Origin of the sequence: Pectobacterium quasiaquaticum (assembly GCF_014946775.2) — a bacterium.
GTDB classification, from domain to species: Bacteria; Pseudomonadota; Gammaproteobacteria; order Enterobacterales; family Enterobacteriaceae; genus Pectobacterium; species Pectobacterium aquaticum.
This window is the reverse complement of record NZ_CP065177.1, coordinates 2,972,401-2,990,611: the sequence shown is the minus strand read 5'-3', so window position 1 is coordinate 2,990,611 and position 18,211 is coordinate 2,972,401. Positions and strand designations below refer to the sequence as shown.

Below are 18,211 nucleotides of genomic sequence, written 5' to 3'. Positions count from 1 at the left end.
TCGGCCTGTAAGGTAAAAAGCAGGTAGCCGTGCGTTTCACAATGAGGATGGCATGAGAAGATTTCTGACGACGCTGGCAATTCTGCTTGTAGTGCTGGTGGCAGGAATGACGGCCTTGGTCGTACTGGTTAATCCCAATGACTTCCGCGCCTACATGGTGAAGCAAGTTGAGGAACGTAGCGGCTATCGCCTTCAACTGGATGGCGATCTGCGTTGGCATGTGTGGCCGCAACTGAGCATATTATCAGGCGGGATGTCGTTGAGCGCGCCGGGATCCCGTGCGCCGATTGTCAACGCCGAGAACATGCGTCTTGATGTGCAACTGTGGCCGCTGCTGTCGCACAAGCTCGCGGTCAAACAGGTGATGCTGAAAGGTGCCATTATTCGCCTGACGCCGGAAAGTGAAGCCAAACAGTCTACCACTGCGCCCATTGCCCCAGCAGGATCGCAGACCCCATCTGAGGAACGGCACTGGCGGCTGGATATTGATAAGATCAAAGTCGCCGATAGCCTGTTGATTCTGCAACGCAGCAATAACGAGCAGATTAACGTGCGTGACATTAATCTTGCGATGGAGCAGAACAGCGACCGCCAGGTCAGCATCGAATTATCAAGCCGTATCAATCGCGATCAGCGCGATATTGCCTTCTCTCTTGCCGCAGATGTCGATTTGCTGCATTTCCCCCAGCAGGTCAATGCCAATATCACCAAGCTAGATTACCAGCTTCAGGGAGCAGGAATACCAGCAAACGGTATCAGCGGAACGGGGAGTGTTCAGGCAAGCTATCAACAGCAGCCTGAAAAAATCACGTTTAGCCAGCTTTCACTTAATACCAATAATAGCCAACTATCTGGTGCTGGTAGCGTGACGCTGGGGGAGATCCCTCATTACGAATTAGATCTGTTGTCTGAGAAGCTGGATTTGGATTCCCTGCTGGGGATCGCGTCGGTAAAAGAGAACAATGCCGCTGTGGTGCCAGCTAAATCATCAGCCCCTGTGATTTCAAATGAAAGCGAGTTAGCCAAGCCAGAAGACGGCTTACAGACATTCACCGCGCGTCTGTCATTACAGGCCGCGGCGCTGATCTATCGTGGGCTCGATGTCCGTCAATTTACGCTACGGGCAGACAATCAGCCGGGGCTGCTGGATGTGACGACCTTGAGCGGTGAATTAGGCGGTGGGCATTTCTCATTGCCTGGTAAGGTTGTGACGAAGCCATCGACCAACATCACGCTACGGCCAGACCTCAAGGATGTTGAGTTATCCCAGTTGATGTCCGCATTTGCGCTGCCTGCTGAGACGGTCAGTGGGAAATTGTCGATGGTGGGGCAGTTCAGCGGCAATAGCTTTGCACTACCTGCGTTGTTCCAGCAGTGGCAGGGGACAGCGACGCTGCAAGGTAATAATGTTCGTCTACAGGATTTGAATATCCAGCAAATGGTGCAGATGGCCGTGGCGCGTAGCAATGGGAATGTGCGAGGACAAGAGCGTTATGAGCGCTATACCGAACTGCAACAGTTGACTGGGAAAGTGCAACTGAACGCGGGTAAGTTACGCCTTACCGATCTCAATGGCCGTTCAGAACTGCTGTCGCTAACGGGGGCTGGCCAATTCGATTTGCCAGCCCAGACGTGTGACGTGAATTTGAATGTCTCTATCACGCAAGGGTGGCAGGGGGATGAGCAACTGGTCAGCGTGTTGAAAAACACGGCGATCCCGTTACGCATCTATGGCGAGTGGGATAAATTGAATTACCAATTACAGGTGGATCAACTGCTGCGTAAACGCCTGCAGGACGAATTGAAAAAACGCCTGAATGATTGGGCCAGCCAAAATCAGCAAAGCCAGAAGGGCAAGGATCTGAAGCAACTCCTCGATCGTCTTTAATTTTCTGAAATGCTGCGCTTTTAGCCGGTTTGCTGACTCCTATCAGCAAACCTGCAGCTTCTCGCCAACGTTTTCCCTCTGTTTATCACCCTCCAGACTGGCTATGTGCTCGGTGTCTCTTTTTTAACGCTGCATATTAATATTTTTCTCTTTTTTTATTTTCTAAAGCAGTAAACTTCGCTCCCTGTTTTCGGTGCGGTGTTACTCCGCTGCCGGGGAATTTCTGTCAGATAATTTATTACTCAGGTATCGAAACCCACTATGCTCGAACTTTTGATTGGTGTTGCTGTAACGATTCTGGTTGGGCGTTACATTATAAAAGGGTACTCCGCGACTGGCGTGTTGCTGGTGGGCGGCCTCTTACTTTTGGCAATCAGTGCCATGCTGGGAAAAAACGTATTACCAGCCAGTGCGAAGGCGACGGGCTGGAGTGCAACGGATATTGTTGAATACGTAAAAATTTTGCTGATGAGCCGCGGTGGCGATCTCGGCATGATGATTATGGTGCTGTGTGGATTTGCGGCTTATATGACGCATATCGGTGCCAATGATGTCGTCGTGAAGCTGGTTTCCCGCCCGCTGAAAATGATCAACTCGCCTTATTTACTGATGATTGCGGCCTATTTTGTCGCCTGTCTGATGTCGCTGGCGGTGTCATCGGCAACCGGACTGGGAGTGCTGTTAATGGCTACGTTATTCCCCGTTATGGTGAACGTCGGGATTAGCCGCGGAGCTGCTGCCGCAATCTGCGCCTCCCCTGTGGCGTTGATTCTGTCGCCGACATCGGGCGACGTAGTCCTTGCCGCACAGGCATCACAGATGAAATTAGTGGATTTTGCCTTTAAAGCCACGCTGCCTATTTCCATCATGGCGATCGTGTGCATGGCCGTCGCGCATTTCTTCTGGCAGCGCTATCTGGATAACAAAGCGAATGTCAGCCATGAGATTCTGGACGTCAGCGAGATCACGACGGATGCTCCGCGTTTTTACGCCATTCTGCCGTTTACACCGATCATGGGTGTACTTATCTTTGATGGTAAATGGGGGCCGGAACTCCACATTATCACTGTACTGGTTATCTGTATGGTGCTGGCCGCAGTACTGGAATTTGCCCGCTCGTTCAATGCACAAAAGGTGTTTGATGGGCTGGATGTGGCTTACCGCGGGATGGCCGATGCCTTCTCTAGCGTCGTCATCCTGTTAGTTGCAGCCGGTGTCTTTGCCCAGGGGCTTGGCACCATTGGTTTTATCAGCGGCCTGATTGGCCTGGCGCAGTCATTCGGCAGCGGTGGGTTGGTGATTATGCTGGTACTGGTCGCGATCACGATGTTGGCTGCGATGACAACGGGCTCGGGCAATGCGCCGTTCTATGCGTTTGTTGAGCTGATTCCAAAGCTGGCGTCGCAAATGGGCATCAACCCTGCTTATCTGGCGATTCCGATGCTTCAGGCTTCCAACTTGGGCCGTACCATTTCTCCGGTATCCGGCGTAGTTGTTGCGGTCGCTGGGATGGCGAAAATATCGCCGTTTGAGGTGGTTAAGCGCACATCGGTTCCGGTTTTGGTTGGGCTGATTGTGGTGGTGATTGCTACCGAAATTATGGTGCCAGCCTGATAGTAGAAATGAGGTAAACACCAGCACCTTTAGGCTATTAGGTTATGTGGCCTAGAGGTGCTGGCTGTCACTATATCGGGCTATTTGTTTGATAAAACGTTCGAAGTCGCTTAAACGATGAGAAATGACGTGGATGACAATATCCAGATTGAGTGTCTGATAGTCATGCACGGCAATGTTTCTTAATCCCACCATTTCTTGCAAATTGTCAGAGAGTTCAAGAGTAATAATCTGGTTTGCAGCGAGAAGCGCAAAGCTATCGCGGCTACTCTGTGGTATGCCTAGCTGCTTGATACGGATAAGATAATTGGCGATATCAATCGCGGCTTCGCAGGCGCGTTGTATGTTGAGTATGACGGAATCTTGCTTGGTGAAGTTCTGACGAAACCCTTCCTCAGTATCGAATTCCTCACGGATACGGCGTAGGCATCTTTGTATGGTGCTGCTTTTGTTGAGCAAGATATCTGTCATGCTTTTAGATCCTGATTAAAGCTACGAATGATATCCGCACGCTCTTTTTGCAGATGCTGGTACATTGAAAGTGTTGTCATTTCAAATTCTCCCGCCGTTGCTTCCACATCGTAAAGTAGCTTGCCGTTACGAACGATCTCCATTTTTAATACCGTCGAGGCCTGCAATAAATCGATAAGATCGACATCATGGCCTATTTTTTTTGCTAACTGGTGGGATAGCTCCCAGCGTTCAACGGGACCCAGGGCTCGCGTCGCCATGATGGCGATATCAACATCGCTGTCTGCTCTGGCATTCCCCGTTGCCTGGGAACCAAAGAGATAAATAATCTTGATGTCGGGCATCTGTTTTTTCAGTGTCAAAACGATCTCATCGAACATGTGATAGCTCCCGCCCCTACGATTCTCTCATTGTCTGACAGGATTGCCTGAACATCAATTTATTGCCAGCCAGTGGAAAGGAAGAAGGGAAGTTATCCCTTTCACCTCTATTTCACGTTTGATTGACCTATTTGCTCACACTTCAAAATCAGTCTGTGGTTCGTCGTTTGGTGTGATGCGGACCTCAATGATACGGTGGCTTTCCACCGCCAGAATAGTGAACTGATAGCTATCGATTGACAGTGTATCACCCACCTGCGGAACCCGCTGCGCATGCTCCATCAACAGCCCCGCCAACGTGTAGTATTCGCGCTTTTCATCCAGCGTCAGCGGAACATACATCGTTAAGTCTTCCAGCGGGATATAGCCATTTACGGTCCAACTACCATCGTCATTCTGCTGAATACTATGGCGCGCATCGCGATCTTCCCCTTCGCGCGGCAGGTTGCCAGCAATGGTTTCCATCACGTCGCTTAATGTGACTATCCCTTCCATCGAACCAAATTCATCAACGACAAACGCAAAATGTGTTCGTGCTTCTCTAAACTGTTCCAAAGCTTGTAACAGTGAAAGCTGTTCAGGAAAGACCAGCGGCTGACGAATCAGAATACGTGGATTGAAGGGCTCGCGGTTTAGCTGCTGCTGGAGTAAATCGGCAACATGTACAATACCCAGCGGTTCGTCGGAGGTACTGCTGTCGGTTACCACCAGTCGGGAATGCTGATTGGCCGTTAACAGTTTAGCGAGTGCATCCTGTGTAATATCCAGCTCAACCGAGTCAATGTCATGCCGCGACGTCATAATGCTGCTGATGGTTCGCTGCGCCAGCCCCAATACCCGCTTTATCATCCGGCGTTCCTGAATATTGAAAACTTCCTGACCCGCTCGGGTGTTGTCTGCAATCATCGATGAAGTTTGATTGTCCAGTTCAGCTTCTTCATGGTTACCGCGCAAAATACGCAAAACCACTTCTGCAGTACGTTGGCGCAGTGGAACCGAGGAGGAGAGAAAGCGCCTGCGGTTAAACTGGGAAACCTGATTCAACATCTCAATCAGTACCGAGAAACCTATCGCTGCGTAGAGGTAACCTTTAGGGATGTGATAACCAAAGGCGTCTGCGACCAGACTGAAACCAATCATCAGCAGGAAGCTGAGACACAGGATAACGATGGTCGGGTGTTCAGCGACAAAACGGGTCAGCGGCTTGCTGGCCAGCAGCATGAGGAAAATAGCAATGGTCACGGCGGACATCATGACCAGCAGATGATCGGTCATGCCGACGGCGGTAATCACCGAATCCAGCGAGAATATGGCATCCAGTACCACGATCTGTGCCACTACCGGCCAGAAACGCGCGCCTTTACGTTGAGCTTGCTGCTCCTCATCCTTCCCTTCGAGGCGCTCGTTTAGCTCCATGGTGGCTTTAAAGAGTAGGAATAGCCCGCCAATTAGCATGATGACATCGCGAGCGCTGAAGCTGTGCTCAAGGAACGTGAAGAGGGGGGTAGTCAACGACACCAGCCATGAAATGGACGCCAGCAGACCCAGACGCATAATCAGGGCAAGTAACAGGCCAACGACTCTGGCTTTATCGCGCTGTTCTTTGGGTAATTTCTCAGCCAGAATGGCAATAAAAATAAGATTATCAATGCCGAGAACCAGTTCTAGGACAACCAGTGTGGCCAACCCGGCCCATATCGTTGGATCAGCGATCCACTCCATATCTCTTTTTTCACCTTTAAATGAACATAACCCCGATAGCCTATCAGGGCAGGCACAGATGAACCAGAATTTGCAGGGATATTCTTTACTATGCTGTATTGTGAGTAGGAATGATGACGTGTTTTTGTGTGTTTTTTATATGCAGGATGTCAGATTAAGTTCAACTCATGTTAAAAAATCCCATTGTTGCCCTTAAGCAAAATTTTATGCTGTATAACGGAGATACAAGCCGTAACATTTGATCATGCTATGTATCCAAGCATAGAATAACGCGCCGCTGCTAATCCCCACATAATCATGTGGTTTTACATCCCATGCAGCCAGTTTTATGACTGAAACAGGCAGGCTTTATTCTTTTCGTCGGTTTTTTATCCTTATGGAGGTTTTGCCACAATGGATGTTCATAGTCTTATTCCTAAAAACCCCGCCCTAAACATCTTGTTCTTGTGCTCCCGCTTGAGTGGTTAATACTATGTTAGTTCTTTGGGTTAAGTCACATCCCTCACATCTAGGATATGGTTTACCTAATGTATCTGTTGTCATAAGGGGATCCGGTTGAGGGTATACCCTGTCTGTACAATGAAAATCATAATAAATACGTAACTTAACGCTTTAGAATTTAAACCACAGGACAGGGGCCGTACTTTGATAGTGCATTGGTAGCTACAAGCCAAGGGCGGTAGCGTGCCTGATGCATAAACATACAACGGTAATGATGGTGTAAAAATGCAAGAATTCATAGTGATCTTTCTAAGCGCTTTTATCGCACTTTTCTTAGCAAGAAAAGCGGCGATCCGTGTTGGTTTAGTCGATAAACCCAATGTACGTAAAAAGCACCAGGGTCATATTCCCCTCGTTGGTGGGGTGTCCATCTACCTTGCGCTATGGGTTTTATATGTACTGCAGCCAGATTGGCTACCTGATTTCTCTCTGTATATGATTTGTGCCACCGCACTTCTGGTCGTCGGTGTGCTCGATGATCGTTTTGATCTTCCTGTCTTACCCCGTGTGGGGCTACAAGCCGCTGTCGCTGGGTTAATGATGTATGCAGGGTTGTACCTGGAGACATTAGGGCGCGTTCTCTTCGGGTATGAACTTTTCCTCGGTATCTTTGGCTACACGGTGACATTGTTTGCGGTATGGGGAGCTATCAATGCCTTCAATATGGTTGACGGCATTGATGGCTTACTGGGGGCGCTATCCTGCGTGGCGTTTGGCGCGCTTGCTATTGTATTCTACCTTGGTGGTCATCATGAGTTAGCACTCTGGAGTGCTTGCCTGTTGGCCGCAACATTGCCTTATATCCTCCTTAATTTAGGAATATTGTGGGGGCGGAAATTCAAGGTATTCATGGGGGATGCGGGTAGTACGCTGATCGGCTTTACGGTGATATGGCTACTGATGCTGGCGACGCAGAGTGAAAAAGCAGTTATTCATCCGGTCACTGCGCTCTGGTTTATCGCTATTCCACTTATGGATATGGTAACGATTATGGTTCGCCGTATCCGTCGTGGTGATAGCCCATTTAAGCCCGATCGTGAACATTTGCACCATATATTAATGCGAGCAGGCCTGACGCCACATCAGGCACTGGTCGTTATTCTTTTTGTGGCGATGCTATTTTCCGCTATAGGCATTTTAGGCGAGCGGATTGGCATCGCTGAGTCTATTATGTTTAGTGTATTTCTCATGGCCTTCTGCGGTTATTTCTGGATGATCAGTCGGATATGGCGGGTGTTGACATGGTTTCGTAGAACAACCCGAGACTCGGACGCCAGTGTAACGAGCGTCGATAAAAATGGCACCACGCCGTTAAAACGGTGAATTGCTAGCGTTTTATACCGCAGACCATGGGGTAGTCTACTAATTTATTCTCTATAATGATGGGCTGTTTTGTAGGGATTTGCGCAATATTCTATTAAGAGCGATGGCATAGACAGGATGATAAAGCACAAACGAAAATTGATGCCCTTGATGGTGTCGGTAGCGCTACTTAGCGGTTGTACCCTGGTTCCTGGTTCCCACCTTTCTACTAGCGGTAAAAATGTAGTCGAGCAGCAAGATGCGGATTTCAATATCGATAAGCTCGTCAATGTTTACCCAATGACGCCTTACTTAGTTGAAAAAATGCGCCCTAAACCACTGATAGCCCAGACTAACCCTGCATTGGAAAAAGAATTGCAGAGTTATGAATACCGCATCGGTATTGGTGATGTCATCATGGTGACAGTGTGGGATCACCCTGAGCTAACGACACCAGCGGGCACGTACCGTACCGCAGCCGATACCGGCAACTGGGTACATTCTGATGGCACGATTTTTTATCCCTATATTGGCAAAGTCAGCGTTGCTGGCAAAACAGTCACTGAAGTTCGCGATCAGATCATGGGCCGTTTGGCGCAGTACATTGAATCACCGCAAGTCGATGTCAGCATTGCAGCCTTCCGTTCACAGAAGGCCTACGTAACGGGTGAAGTCGCGACATCAGGGCAACAGGCAATTACCAACGTGCCATTGACAGTACTAGACGCAATCAACAGAGCGGGTGGTCTCACTGAAAATGCCGACTGGCGTAATATCGTATTAACCCACAATGGGCAAGAGCAACGCCTCTCGCTTCAGGCGCTGATGCAAAATGGCGACCTTTCACAAAACCACCTGCTTTATCCCGGTGATATCCTCTACATCCCACGTAACGATGATCTGAAAGTGTTCGTTATGGGGGAAGTCAAAAAGCAAAGTACCCTCAAAATGGATCGCAGCGGCATGACGCTGACGGAAGCATTAGGCAATGCGGAAGGGATGGATCAGACATTTTCGGATGCTACGGGGATCTTTGTAATTCGTTCATTGCGCGGCACCCAAGGCCCTAAACTGGCCGATATCTATCAGCTTAATGCCAAAGATGCTACCGCGATGGTGATGGGCACCGAGTTTCAGTTACAGCCGTATGACATCGTGTATGTCACCACCGCGCCGATTGTTCGCTGGAACCGCGTTATTAGCCAACTGGTACCGACCATTTCCGGCTTTAATGAGTTAACTGAAGGTACATTACGTGTTCGTAACTGGCCGTAGAGATAACTATGTTTGATTCAATTTTGGTGGTGTGTGTGGGCAATATTTGCCGTTCCCCTACAGGGGAACGGTTATTGAAACAGGCTTTGCCGACGAAAAAAATTGCGTCTGCTGGGTTAGGCGCACTGGTAGGGAAGCCCGCCGATGCGATGGCAACCGAGGTGGCAAGTCATCATGATCTTTCTCTTGAAGGGCACGAAGCGCAGCAATTAACCTCTGCGCTATGCCGCCAGTACGATCTGATTCTGGTGATGGAGAAAGGTCACATCGATGGAGTAAGCCGCATTGCGCCAGAAGTGCGGGGCAAAACCATGCTATTCGGGCACTGGTCAAACCAGCAGGAAATAGCCGATCCTTATCGTAAAAGCCGCGAAGCATTTGAATTCGTTTACTCACAACTTGAGCAGTCTGCGCAAAAATGGGTGCAGGCGTTAAATCGTTAATCGTCAGAGAATCCGATGACAGAGAAAACTTCAGTAAAAGTATCTGAAACCAATTCAGATGAGATCGATTTAGGGCGTTTATTAGGGACATTGCTGGATAACCGCTGGTTGATTATTGGTGTGACAGCGGTGTTCACCGTTTTAGGCATTATGTATGCCATGTTAGCCACACCGGTTTATAAAGCCGATGCATTGATTCAGGTGGAACAAAGCTCGGGTAATTCGTTATTAAATGACATTTCCAGCATGTTGCCCGATGCCAAACCCCAGTCTGCTGCTGAAGTAGAACTGATTAAATCCCGCATGGTGATTGGCAAAACGGTGAACGATTTAGTTTTGGATATCAGCGTTCAGCAAAAATATTTCCCGCTAGTGGGCAAAGGTATTGCGCGTTTGGCAGGCAGCGAGCCTGGAAAGATAGCCGTATCTCGTCTTGATGTGCCAGCATCCTGGCAGGATGAAACGCTATCGCTGGAAGTATTGCCTAATCAGCAATACGCTGTCGAAGCGGGTGATGTCGTGAAATTCACCGGCACTATCGGCCAGCTCGAAAACCACAACGGTATTACTTTATTAGTCAGCGATATTGTTGCTGAACCGGGTACCATTTTTCGTATTCAAAAGCTAAACCAGTTAACCGCGATTAATGATCTGCTGGAGAATTTCAGCGTAGCGGATAAAGGGAAGGACACGGGCGTATTGGCGCTGAGCCTAGAAGGTGACGATCCGACACTGACGACCAAAATACTGAGCAGCATTAGCCAAAATTATCTGCAACAGAATGTAGAGCGTAAATCCGAAGAGGCAGGCAAGAGCCTGGAATTCCTGAAAGAGCAACTGCCGAATGTGCGCAGTTCACTGAATGACGCTGAAAACAAGCTTAATCAGTTTCGCCAACAGAACGAGTCGGTCGACCTTTCTTTGGAAGCGAAAGCAGTACTGGATACCACCGTTGCAGTTGAAGCACAACTGAATGAACTGACGTTTAAAGAAGCGGAAATTTCGAAGCTGTATACCCGCGAACACCCCGCTTACCGAGCCCTGATGGAAAAACGTAAAACGTTAGAACAAGAGCGGGATAAGCTGAATAAACGTGTAGGGGCAATGCCGAAAACCCAGCAGGAGATCTTGCGCTTAACGCGGGATGTACAGGCAGGGCAAGAAGTGTATATGCAACTGTTGAACAAACAGCAGGAGCTGAGCATTAACAAGGCCAGTACTGTCGGTAATGTACGCATCGTGGATAACGCCGTAATACAGCCTAAGCCAGTGAAACCGAAAAAGGCACTGATTGTGTTGCTGGCAATGATTCTGGGCGGCATGGCATCAACAGCTTTCGTCATACTGAAAACGCTGTTGCATAAAGGCATCGAAAGCCCAGAACAGCTGGAAGAATTAGGTATCAACGTCTACGCCAGCGTGCCACTTTCTGAATGGCAACAGAAAAAAGACCGAGCCTTACTAGGTAAGAAGAGTAAGAAAGGCAACACGCGAGCGACGGATTTATTGGCATTAGGCAATCCGGCCGATCTGGCGATTGAAGCAATTAGAAGCCTCCGCACCAGTTTGCACTTCGCCATGATGGAAGCAAAAAACAATGTACTAATGATTTCCGGCGCAAGCCCTGCTATTGGTAAAACATTTGTTAGCGCCAACCTGGGGGCGGTTATTGCGCAATCAGGCCAACGAGTACTGATTGTTGACTGTGATATGCGTAAAGGTTACGCACATGAACTGATGGGAACCCATGGCACGGATGGCTTGTCAGATATTTTATCTGGTCAGTGTGGTGCCGAAAAAAGCGTGCGTAAAACTGCCGTGGAGAATATGGATTTCATTCCCCGTGGGCAGGTGCCACCGAACCCTTCTGAATTATTAATGCACAGCCGCTTTGCCGAGTTTCTTAACTGGGCGGGTGAGCATTATGATTTGGTGCTGTTGGATACGCCGCCAATTTTGGCAGTTACGGATGCGGCTATTATCAGTCGTCATGCAGGAACATCTTTACTCGTTGCCCGTTTTGAAATGAATACGGTAAAAGAAATTGAAGTGAGTATTCGTCGCTTTGAACAGAATGGGACTGAAATTAAAGGCGTGATCCTTAACGCGATTGTTAAGCGCGCTGCGAGCTATTATGGGTATGGTAATTATCATTATTATACTTATGATTATAAATCTGAAAAATAATTCGTTTTTACAGCACCTGTTAAAATATTTAGCAGGTGCTGTAGTTTGTGGATTTTTTCTATTTTCAATCGCTATCTTTCCCTCAGTATCCTCCCTTTGATACATATCTTCAGCATATTTTAAAATATTGAAGCCTCTAATGTTAAACGTTAACGCTGCATGTTTAATATGCGGGTTTTTATGTATTCTAAAGGGAAACTATGAATTTAAGTTATGATGGTGATTAAATTTTTTATCATAGAGTAGTAAATAATGAAATAGAGTAGTGCGAGTGTTGCGTAATTCAACTTTCGTAAACGCTTATATTCAGGAGATAAATAGTGAAAGGTATTATTTTAGCCGGTGGATCAGGTACGCGTCTTTATCCTATTACGCTTGGTGTTTCAAAACAGCTTTTGCCTGTTTATGACAAGCCAATGATTTATTACCCCTTGTCGACGCTCATGCTTGCTAATATCCGTGATGTACTAATTATTACAACTCCAGAAGACAGTGCTTCTTTTATTCGCCTGTTAGGTGATGGGTCAAAATACGGCATCAATATCGAATACGCTGTTCAACCAAGCCCAGATGGATTAGCACAAGCCTTCATTATTGGTGAATCTTTTATTGGTAACGATAAGTGTTGTTTGGTTCTCGGCGATAATATTTTCTATGGACAGTCTTTCTCACGTACCCTTGCTCAAGCTGCTAGCCACGATATTGGCGCAACAGTGTTTGGTTACCGCGTGAAAGATCCAGAACGTTTTGGTGTCGTAGAATTTGATAGTAGTAATAAAGTGATTTCCATCGAAGAAAAACCCAAAAAACCAAAATCAGATTGGGCTGTTACGGGGCTTTATTTTTACGATAATCGAGTAATTGACTTTGCGAAAGCGGTTAAACCTTCCAGCCGTGGTGAACTTGAAATTACTGCTGTTAATCAAATGTATTTGGATGATAGCAGCCTTAATGTAGAACTATTGGGGCGCGGTTTTGCGTGGCTTGATTCTGGTACGCATGAAAGTCTACATGAGGCATCTTCATTTGTTGAAACGATCGAACATGTTCAGGGGTTAAAGATTGCTTGTCTGGAAGAGATCGCTTGGAGAAAAGGATGGTTAAGTGCAGAGGAACTTGTCAAGCGCGCTGAGCCTATGCTTAAAAATGATTATGGAAACTATCTGATATCTTTGCTTAAACCTATTATTTCCTGAGAACCAAAATGAAAATATTAATTACAGGTGCATATGGGCAAGTTGGCACCCGCTTGGTCGAGCGCTTAACTAGCAATACTGACATTTTGGCTCTTGATCGCGATGTATTGGATATAACAGATCGAGATGCAGTTTTTAAAACTGTTACAGACTTTAAGCCTGATGTGATCATTAATGCTGCAGCGTATACTGCGGTAGATAGAGCAGAGCAGGAAGTTGAACTGTCGTACAAGATCAATCGTGATGGTCCATTATATTTAGCTGAGGCTGCTCAAAGCATTCATTCTACGATATTACATATTTCCACTGATTATGTATTCAATGGTGAAAGCGATGTTCCTTATGTTGAATCTGACTTTGTTGATCCCAAAAACGTATACGGAAAAAGTAAACTAGAAGGTGAGTTAGCCGTTACCGCAGCATGTAAGCGCCATATTATATTAAGAACTGCCTGGGTATTTGGTGAGGATGGGAATAATTTTGTCAAAACCATGCTGAGGCTTGGAAAAGAGCGTAATTCATTAGGTATTGTTGCTGATCAATTTGGTGGGCCGACCTATGCAGGTGATATCGCTGATGCATTAGTCCTTATCGCTGAAAAAACGCAGTCTCCTGATTTTAATTCATGGGGTGTTTTTCATTTTAGTGGAATACCTTATATTAGTTGGTTTGGGTTTGCAGAAAAAATTTTTGACTTAGCAATTGAAAAGAAAATTTTAAATAGTAAACCTGTGTTATCTCAATTGACTACTCAAGATTATCCTACCCCAGCACAACGACCTAGTTATTCCAAACTTAGTTGTGAAAAAATAAACCATGTTTTTGGGATTAAACCAAGTAATTGGATTAATGCTCTGAAAAATATCCATTTATATAATTAAGTGATTAGTAATGAAAATCATTGATACAAGAATACCAGATCTTAAAATTATAGAGCCTGACGTTTTCGGTGATGATAGAGGTTTTTTCTTTGAGAGTTTTAACCAGAATAAATTCGAAGAAGGTATAGGTTTTTCAGTTAATTTTGTACAGGATAATCACTCTAAGTCAACTAAGGGGGTTCTTAGAGGATTACACTATCAACTAGCACCACACGCACAAGGTAAGTTGGTCAGATGCGTTGAGGGAGAGGTTTTCGATGTGGCAGTAGATATCCGTAAGTCGTCTTCAACTTTTGGTCAGTGGGTCGGAGTTCACTTATCTGCAGAAAATAAGCGTCAGTTCTGGATACCCGAAGGATTTGCTCATGGATTCGTTACACTGAGTGAGTCGGCTGAGTTTCTTTATAAGACTACAAATTATTATGCTCCTCAAAGTGAAAGAAGCATTAGATGGAATGATCAAGACTTAAATATAGTTTGGCCTCTAAGAACTGTTCTATTATCTGAAAAAGACAAAAATGCATCTTTCATAAAGAATACGGATTGCTTTAAATAGTGTTTAGCCTAAGGAAGTAATTCTCTATGCAGATTAAAATAATTCAGCTTCAGACTCATGGTGATGACAGAGGTTCTTTGGTTGCTTTAGAACAGGATCATAATATTCCTTTTGAGATTAAACGCGTTTATTATTTATTTAGTACGAAAAAAAATGTTAGGCGTGGCTTTCATGCACACAAAGAACTGAAACAGGTGGCAGTAGCGGTACGAGGCTCGTGTCGATTCTTACTAGATGATGGCAATGAAAAGATAGAGTTATTATTAGACAACCCAGCGCAGGGGTTGTTAATTGAATCTTTTGTGTGGAGAGAAATGTATGATTTTTCAGAGGATTGTGTGCTGCTGGTATTAGCTGACAGATTCTACGATGAATCAGATTATATAAGAAATTATGATGAATTCATCGATTTAGCTAAGGTGTAAAATAATGTTTATTCATCCCCTCAGCGATGTTTGCTCTAGTAATATCGGCGAAAGAACAAATGTTTGGCAGTTTTCTGTTATATTAAAGGGGGCTGTAATTGGAACGAATTGTAATATTTGTGCTCATACGTTTATAGAAAATGATGTAATTATTGGCAACAATGTCACTATAAAATGTGGAGTGTATGTTTGGGATGGGATCCGTATCGAAGATAATGTCTTTGTTGGGCCTAATGTGACATTTACTAATGATAAAAAACCGCGATCAAAAAGATTCCCTGAAAATTTTTTGAATACAATAATAAAAAATTCTGCATCAATAGGAGCTAATGCAACTATATTACCTGGCTTGACTTTGGGTGAGAATTGTATTGTAGGAGCTGGCTCCGTGGTTACCAAAGATGTCCCTCCAAATTGTGTTGTTGTTGGTAATCCTGCTCGAGTGATTAAAATGGTGGATGATATAAAATGATTAGTTTTTTAGATTTGAAAAGTATTAATGAGCAATATAAAAACGAATTAAAAGCAGCCTGTTCAAAAGTAATTGACTCTGGTTGGTATATTAATGGTCCAGAACTAAGTGATTTTGAAAAGTCATTTGCAGAATATTGTGGAACTAAACATGCTATCGGTGTGGCTAATGGCTTAGATGCATTGATTCTTGTGTTACGGGCATGGAAAGAGCTTGGTAAACTAAAAGATGGTGATGAAGTTATTGTTCCAGCTAATACTTATATAGCATCTATATTAGCTATCACTGAAAATAATTTAACTCCAATTCTTGTTGAACCTAATCCCACTACTTATAATTTGTGTCCAAGAAATGTTCGTCTGGCAATTAGTTCTAAGACAAAGGTTATTTTACCAGTACATTTATATGGGCTAATATCGCCTATGCCAGAATTGGTTGAAGTAGCAAATGAGTATAATCTATTAATTTTAGAAGATAGTGCTCAGGCTCATGGTGCGAATATCAGTGGGCGTAAAACTGGTAACTGGGGGGATGCGGCGGGATTTAGTTTTTATCCTGGTAAGAATTTAGGTGCATTAGGAGATGCAGGTGCTGTTACTACTAATAGTGATGAATTAGATAAGACAATAAGAGCGCTGAGAAACTATGGTTCTCACAAAAAATATGAAAACATATATCGTGGTGTTAATAGCCGTATGGATGAAATTCAAGCAGCTATGTTACATGTAAAACTTAGCTATTTAGATAAAGAAAATGCGAGAAGAAAAGAAATTGCTAATATGTATCTAAATGGTATTAATAATATGCATGTAGCATTACCATCTTGTTCTAATGATAGTACACATGTATGGCATTTATTCGTTGTGAAATGTCAGTGTCGAGATGAACTTCAAGCCTATTTAGCAAGAAATCAGATACAAACATTAATTCATTATCCTATACCCCCGCATAAACAAAAAGCATATCCTTGTTTTAACAAGAACTCTTTTCCTATCACTGAGAGTATTCATCAGGAAGTCTTATCGTTACCAATAGATCCGACTATGCAGAATGACCAAGTAAATTATGTTATTGAAAAAATTAACGGTTTTCTGTATGAAAAAAATATTTAAAGTCACCGCGATGACGGCTGGACTTACTATGATGAGGATGTTAATAGGATTCGTAATTGCTAAAGTTATAGCAGTGTATACGGGGCCTACAGGCATTGCATTGTTAGGGCAAGTGCAAAGTACGGTTGCATCACTTACAGGGATAGTTAATGCCTCAACTGGCGCTGGGGTAATACGCTATACAGCTGAGTACAAAGATAGAGGATTCGATGCTTGTGCCCCTTGGTGGAGCGCTAGTTTACAGTGGGCTTTGCTCCTGTTGGGAGTAGTCATGCCGTTGGGATTGTTGCTATCTGAGTATTTTTCTCAATGGCTATTTTCCAGTAGCGGATATTCTTGGCTAATAATCGTTACAGTTATAGCGCTTCCTTTTGCTGTTATAGGAAATTTAATTAATTCAGTAATTAATGGCCAGCAATTATATATACGCTATGTTCTTATGGGAGCTGGGGGTGTATTTATATCTGGTGCAGTGATGGTAACCCTTATAGTTCAAAAGAACTTGCAGGGCGCTTTGTTAGCTGCATCAATGCAAACAGGCCTTATCGGTGTTGTCATGTTGTTTTCATCACTACGCCAGCCTTGGTTGAAAGTTCGCTATTGGTGGCAATGGAATGTAAGCACACAGCGTAAGGCTATCGGTGGTTATATTCTGATGGCGATCACCACTGCGCTAACGGTACCGATTGCATTAGTGTTGGTTCGCAAAGTTTTAGTTGCAGAGGTAGGATGGGAACAGGCTGGACAATGGCAGGCAGTGTGGAAGATATCGGAAGTATACCTCGGGGTTATTACAATGGCATTGAGTACATATTATTTGCCAAAGTTATCCTCTCTAAAAGATCCTACATCTATACGCAATGAAATTAACCAAACCGTAAAAGTAATCTTACCACTTGTTGGGGTAATGGCATTCTCCATTTATCTGCTACGAGATTTTGTTATTTCGATATTATTTACTGATGCGTTTCGCTCATCTAGAGATCTTTTCGCGGTTCAGCTAATAGGGGATGTGATTAAAATAATTAGTTGGTTGTATGCCTACCCTATGTTGTCTCGTGGTTGTACTAAATGGTTTATTTCAACCGAAATTATCTTTTCTGTTATTTTTGTATCTTTGTCATGTGTTCTTGTTCCTATGTTCGGTGTTCTAGGCGCTAATTTAGCTTATTTGATCAATTACACTATTTACATGTTATATATTATCTTTTTTGTAAAACCATGGTTTCGATAAATGATATGAAAAAAAACATCCTTAAATTAAAGGAAAAAGTAAAGAGTTTAAAGATAAATCATATATTACTTTATTTTTTTATATTAAGCATCAAAGAAAAGCCAGTGGTGGTTAACAAATATAATAACTGTTTAATAAAATCAACTGAAAAGGTAGTAATAATATTTGAAGATTTTTTCTCTGGTAATAATGCGACTGTGCTTTCTTTTTCTGATAATTGTCAGGTCAATTTTAACAAAAGGTTTTTTTAGGGGATGGAGTTAAGATAATTGTTGAAAAAGGAGCGAATTTATATATTGGTGGTGGTGATGGGCAGGTTTCTGGAATAACTTGTAATTCTATAATAATATGTTCCAAGGAAATAAGTATAGGTGAGAATACTATTATTTCTTGGGGGTGCTATATCACGGACACCTCAAATCATAAAATAAATGGGAAGATAAAATCACAAGCTATTGCTATCGAGAATAATGTTTGGATTAGTGAAGGTGTAACTGTCTCCGCAGGAAGTGAGGTCGGAAGTGGTTCAATTGTAGGTGCGAAATCATATGT

Annotated in this window: 16 protein-coding genes; 13 read left to right on the top strand and 3 right to left on the bottom strand. The window is 44.4% G+C overall.

The window, feature by feature from the left end; translation table 11 throughout:
• Positions 1-52: 52 nt before the first annotated feature.
• Together asmA and dcuC are read left to right on the top strand one after the other, a co-directional pair.
• On the top strand, positions 53-1,888 hold the full coding sequence (gene asmA / locus IG609_RS13700) for an outer membrane assembly protein AsmA (RefSeq protein WP_193400952.1): 1,836 nt from the start codon (positions 53-55) through the stop codon (positions 1,886-1,888).
• A gap of 261 nt (positions 1,889-2,149) precedes the next feature.
• Positions 2,150-3,502, top strand: coding sequence for an anaerobic C4-dicarboxylate transporter DcuC (gene dcuC, locus IG609_RS13695; RefSeq protein WP_193400950.1), 1,353 nt, complete (start codon positions 2,150-2,152; stop codon positions 3,500-3,502).
• A gap of 51 nt (positions 3,503-3,553) precedes the next feature.
• Here dcuC and hepT read toward each other — a convergent pair whose 3' ends face one another.
• The 3 genes from hepT to IG609_RS13680 form a co-directional block, all read right to left on the bottom strand.
• Positions 3,554-3,973, bottom strand: a complete 420-nt coding sequence (gene hepT, locus IG609_RS13690) for a type VII toxin-antitoxin system HepT family RNase toxin (RefSeq protein ID WP_193400948.1) — start codon at positions 3,971-3,973, stop codon at positions 3,554-3,556.
• Positions 3,970-4,353 carry a type VII toxin-antitoxin system MntA family adenylyltransferase antitoxin gene (mntA, locus tag IG609_RS13685; RefSeq protein WP_193400946.1) on the bottom strand — a complete coding sequence of 128 codons (384 nt, stop codon included), beginning with the start codon at positions 4,351-4,353 and terminating at the stop codon, positions 3,970-3,972. The genes hepT and mntA overlap by 4 nt, the downstream gene beginning before the upstream one ends.
• Positions 4,354-4,488: 135 nt before the next feature.
• Positions 4,489-6,075, bottom strand: a complete 1,587-nt coding sequence (locus IG609_RS13680; protein ID WP_193400944.1) for a TerC family protein — start codon at positions 6,073-6,075, stop codon at positions 4,489-4,491.
• 726 nt (positions 6,076-6,801) lie between these two features.
• On the opposite strand from IG609_RS13680, the gene wecA reads away from it, so the two are divergent.
• The 11 genes from wecA (at position 6,802) to IG609_RS13625 (ending at position 17,659) form a co-directional block, all read left to right on the top strand.
• Positions 6,802-7,899 (top strand): UDP-N-acetylglucosamine--undecaprenyl-phosphate N-acetylglucosaminephosphotransferase, encoded by a 1,098-nt coding sequence (gene wecA / locus IG609_RS13675; protein WP_193400942.1) that lies wholly within the window; start codon positions 6,802-6,804, stop codon positions 7,897-7,899.
• 117 nt (positions 7,900-8,016) lie between these two features.
• Positions 8,017-9,153 carry a polysaccharide export protein gene (locus tag IG609_RS13670; RefSeq protein ID WP_193400941.1) on the top strand — a complete coding sequence of 379 codons (1,137 nt, stop codon included), beginning with the start codon at positions 8,017-8,019 and terminating at the stop codon, positions 9,151-9,153.
• 8 nt (positions 9,154-9,161) lie between these two features.
• Positions 9,162-9,596, top strand: a complete 435-nt coding sequence (locus tag IG609_RS13665) for an arsenate reductase/protein-tyrosine-phosphatase family protein (protein WP_193400939.1) — start codon at positions 9,162-9,164, stop codon at positions 9,594-9,596.
• Between the two features lie 15 nt (positions 9,597-9,611).
• Positions 9,612-11,783: a tyrosine-protein kinase Wzc gene (gene wzc / locus IG609_RS13660; RefSeq protein ID WP_193400938.1), complete on the top strand. Its 2,172-nt coding sequence runs from the start codon at positions 9,612-9,614 to the stop codon at positions 11,781-11,783.
• Between the two features lie 320 nt (positions 11,784-12,103).
• Positions 12,104-12,979, top strand: a complete 876-nt coding sequence (gene rfbA / locus IG609_RS13655; RefSeq protein WP_193400937.1) for a glucose-1-phosphate thymidylyltransferase RfbA — start codon at positions 12,104-12,106, stop codon at positions 12,977-12,979.
• A gap of 8 nt (positions 12,980-12,987) precedes the next feature.
• Positions 12,988-13,860 carry a dTDP-4-dehydrorhamnose reductase gene (rfbD, locus tag IG609_RS13650; protein ID WP_193400936.1) on the top strand — a complete coding sequence of 291 codons (873 nt, stop codon included), beginning with the start codon at positions 12,988-12,990 and terminating at the stop codon, positions 13,858-13,860.
• 10 nt (positions 13,861-13,870) lie between these two features.
• The gene (gene rfbC / locus IG609_RS13645; RefSeq protein ID WP_193400935.1) at positions 13,871-14,416 is read left to right on the top strand and encodes a dTDP-4-dehydrorhamnose 3,5-epimerase; all 546 of its coding nucleotides are present in this window, start codon (positions 13,871-13,873) and stop codon (positions 14,414-14,416) included.
• 26 nt (positions 14,417-14,442) lie between these two features.
• Positions 14,443-14,841, top strand: a complete 399-nt coding sequence (locus IG609_RS13640; protein WP_193400934.1) for a sugar 3,4-ketoisomerase — start codon at positions 14,443-14,445, stop codon at positions 14,839-14,841.
• 4 nt (positions 14,842-14,845) lie between these two features.
• Positions 14,846-15,313 carry an acyltransferase gene (locus IG609_RS13635; RefSeq protein WP_193400933.1) on the top strand — a complete coding sequence of 156 codons (468 nt, stop codon included), beginning with the start codon at positions 14,846-14,848 and terminating at the stop codon, positions 15,311-15,313.
• Positions 15,310-16,425, top strand: coding sequence for a DegT/DnrJ/EryC1/StrS family aminotransferase (locus tag IG609_RS13630; RefSeq protein WP_193400932.1), 1,116 nt, complete (start codon positions 15,310-15,312; stop codon positions 16,423-16,425). Before IG609_RS13635 ends, IG609_RS13630 begins: the two co-directional genes overlap by 4 nt.
• Positions 16,409-17,659 (top strand): O-antigen translocase, encoded by a 1,251-nt coding sequence (locus tag IG609_RS13625; protein WP_193400930.1) that lies wholly within the window; start codon positions 16,409-16,411, stop codon positions 17,657-17,659. The genes IG609_RS13630 and IG609_RS13625 overlap by 17 nt, the downstream gene beginning before the upstream one ends.
• Positions 17,660-18,211 lie beyond the last annotated feature (552 nt).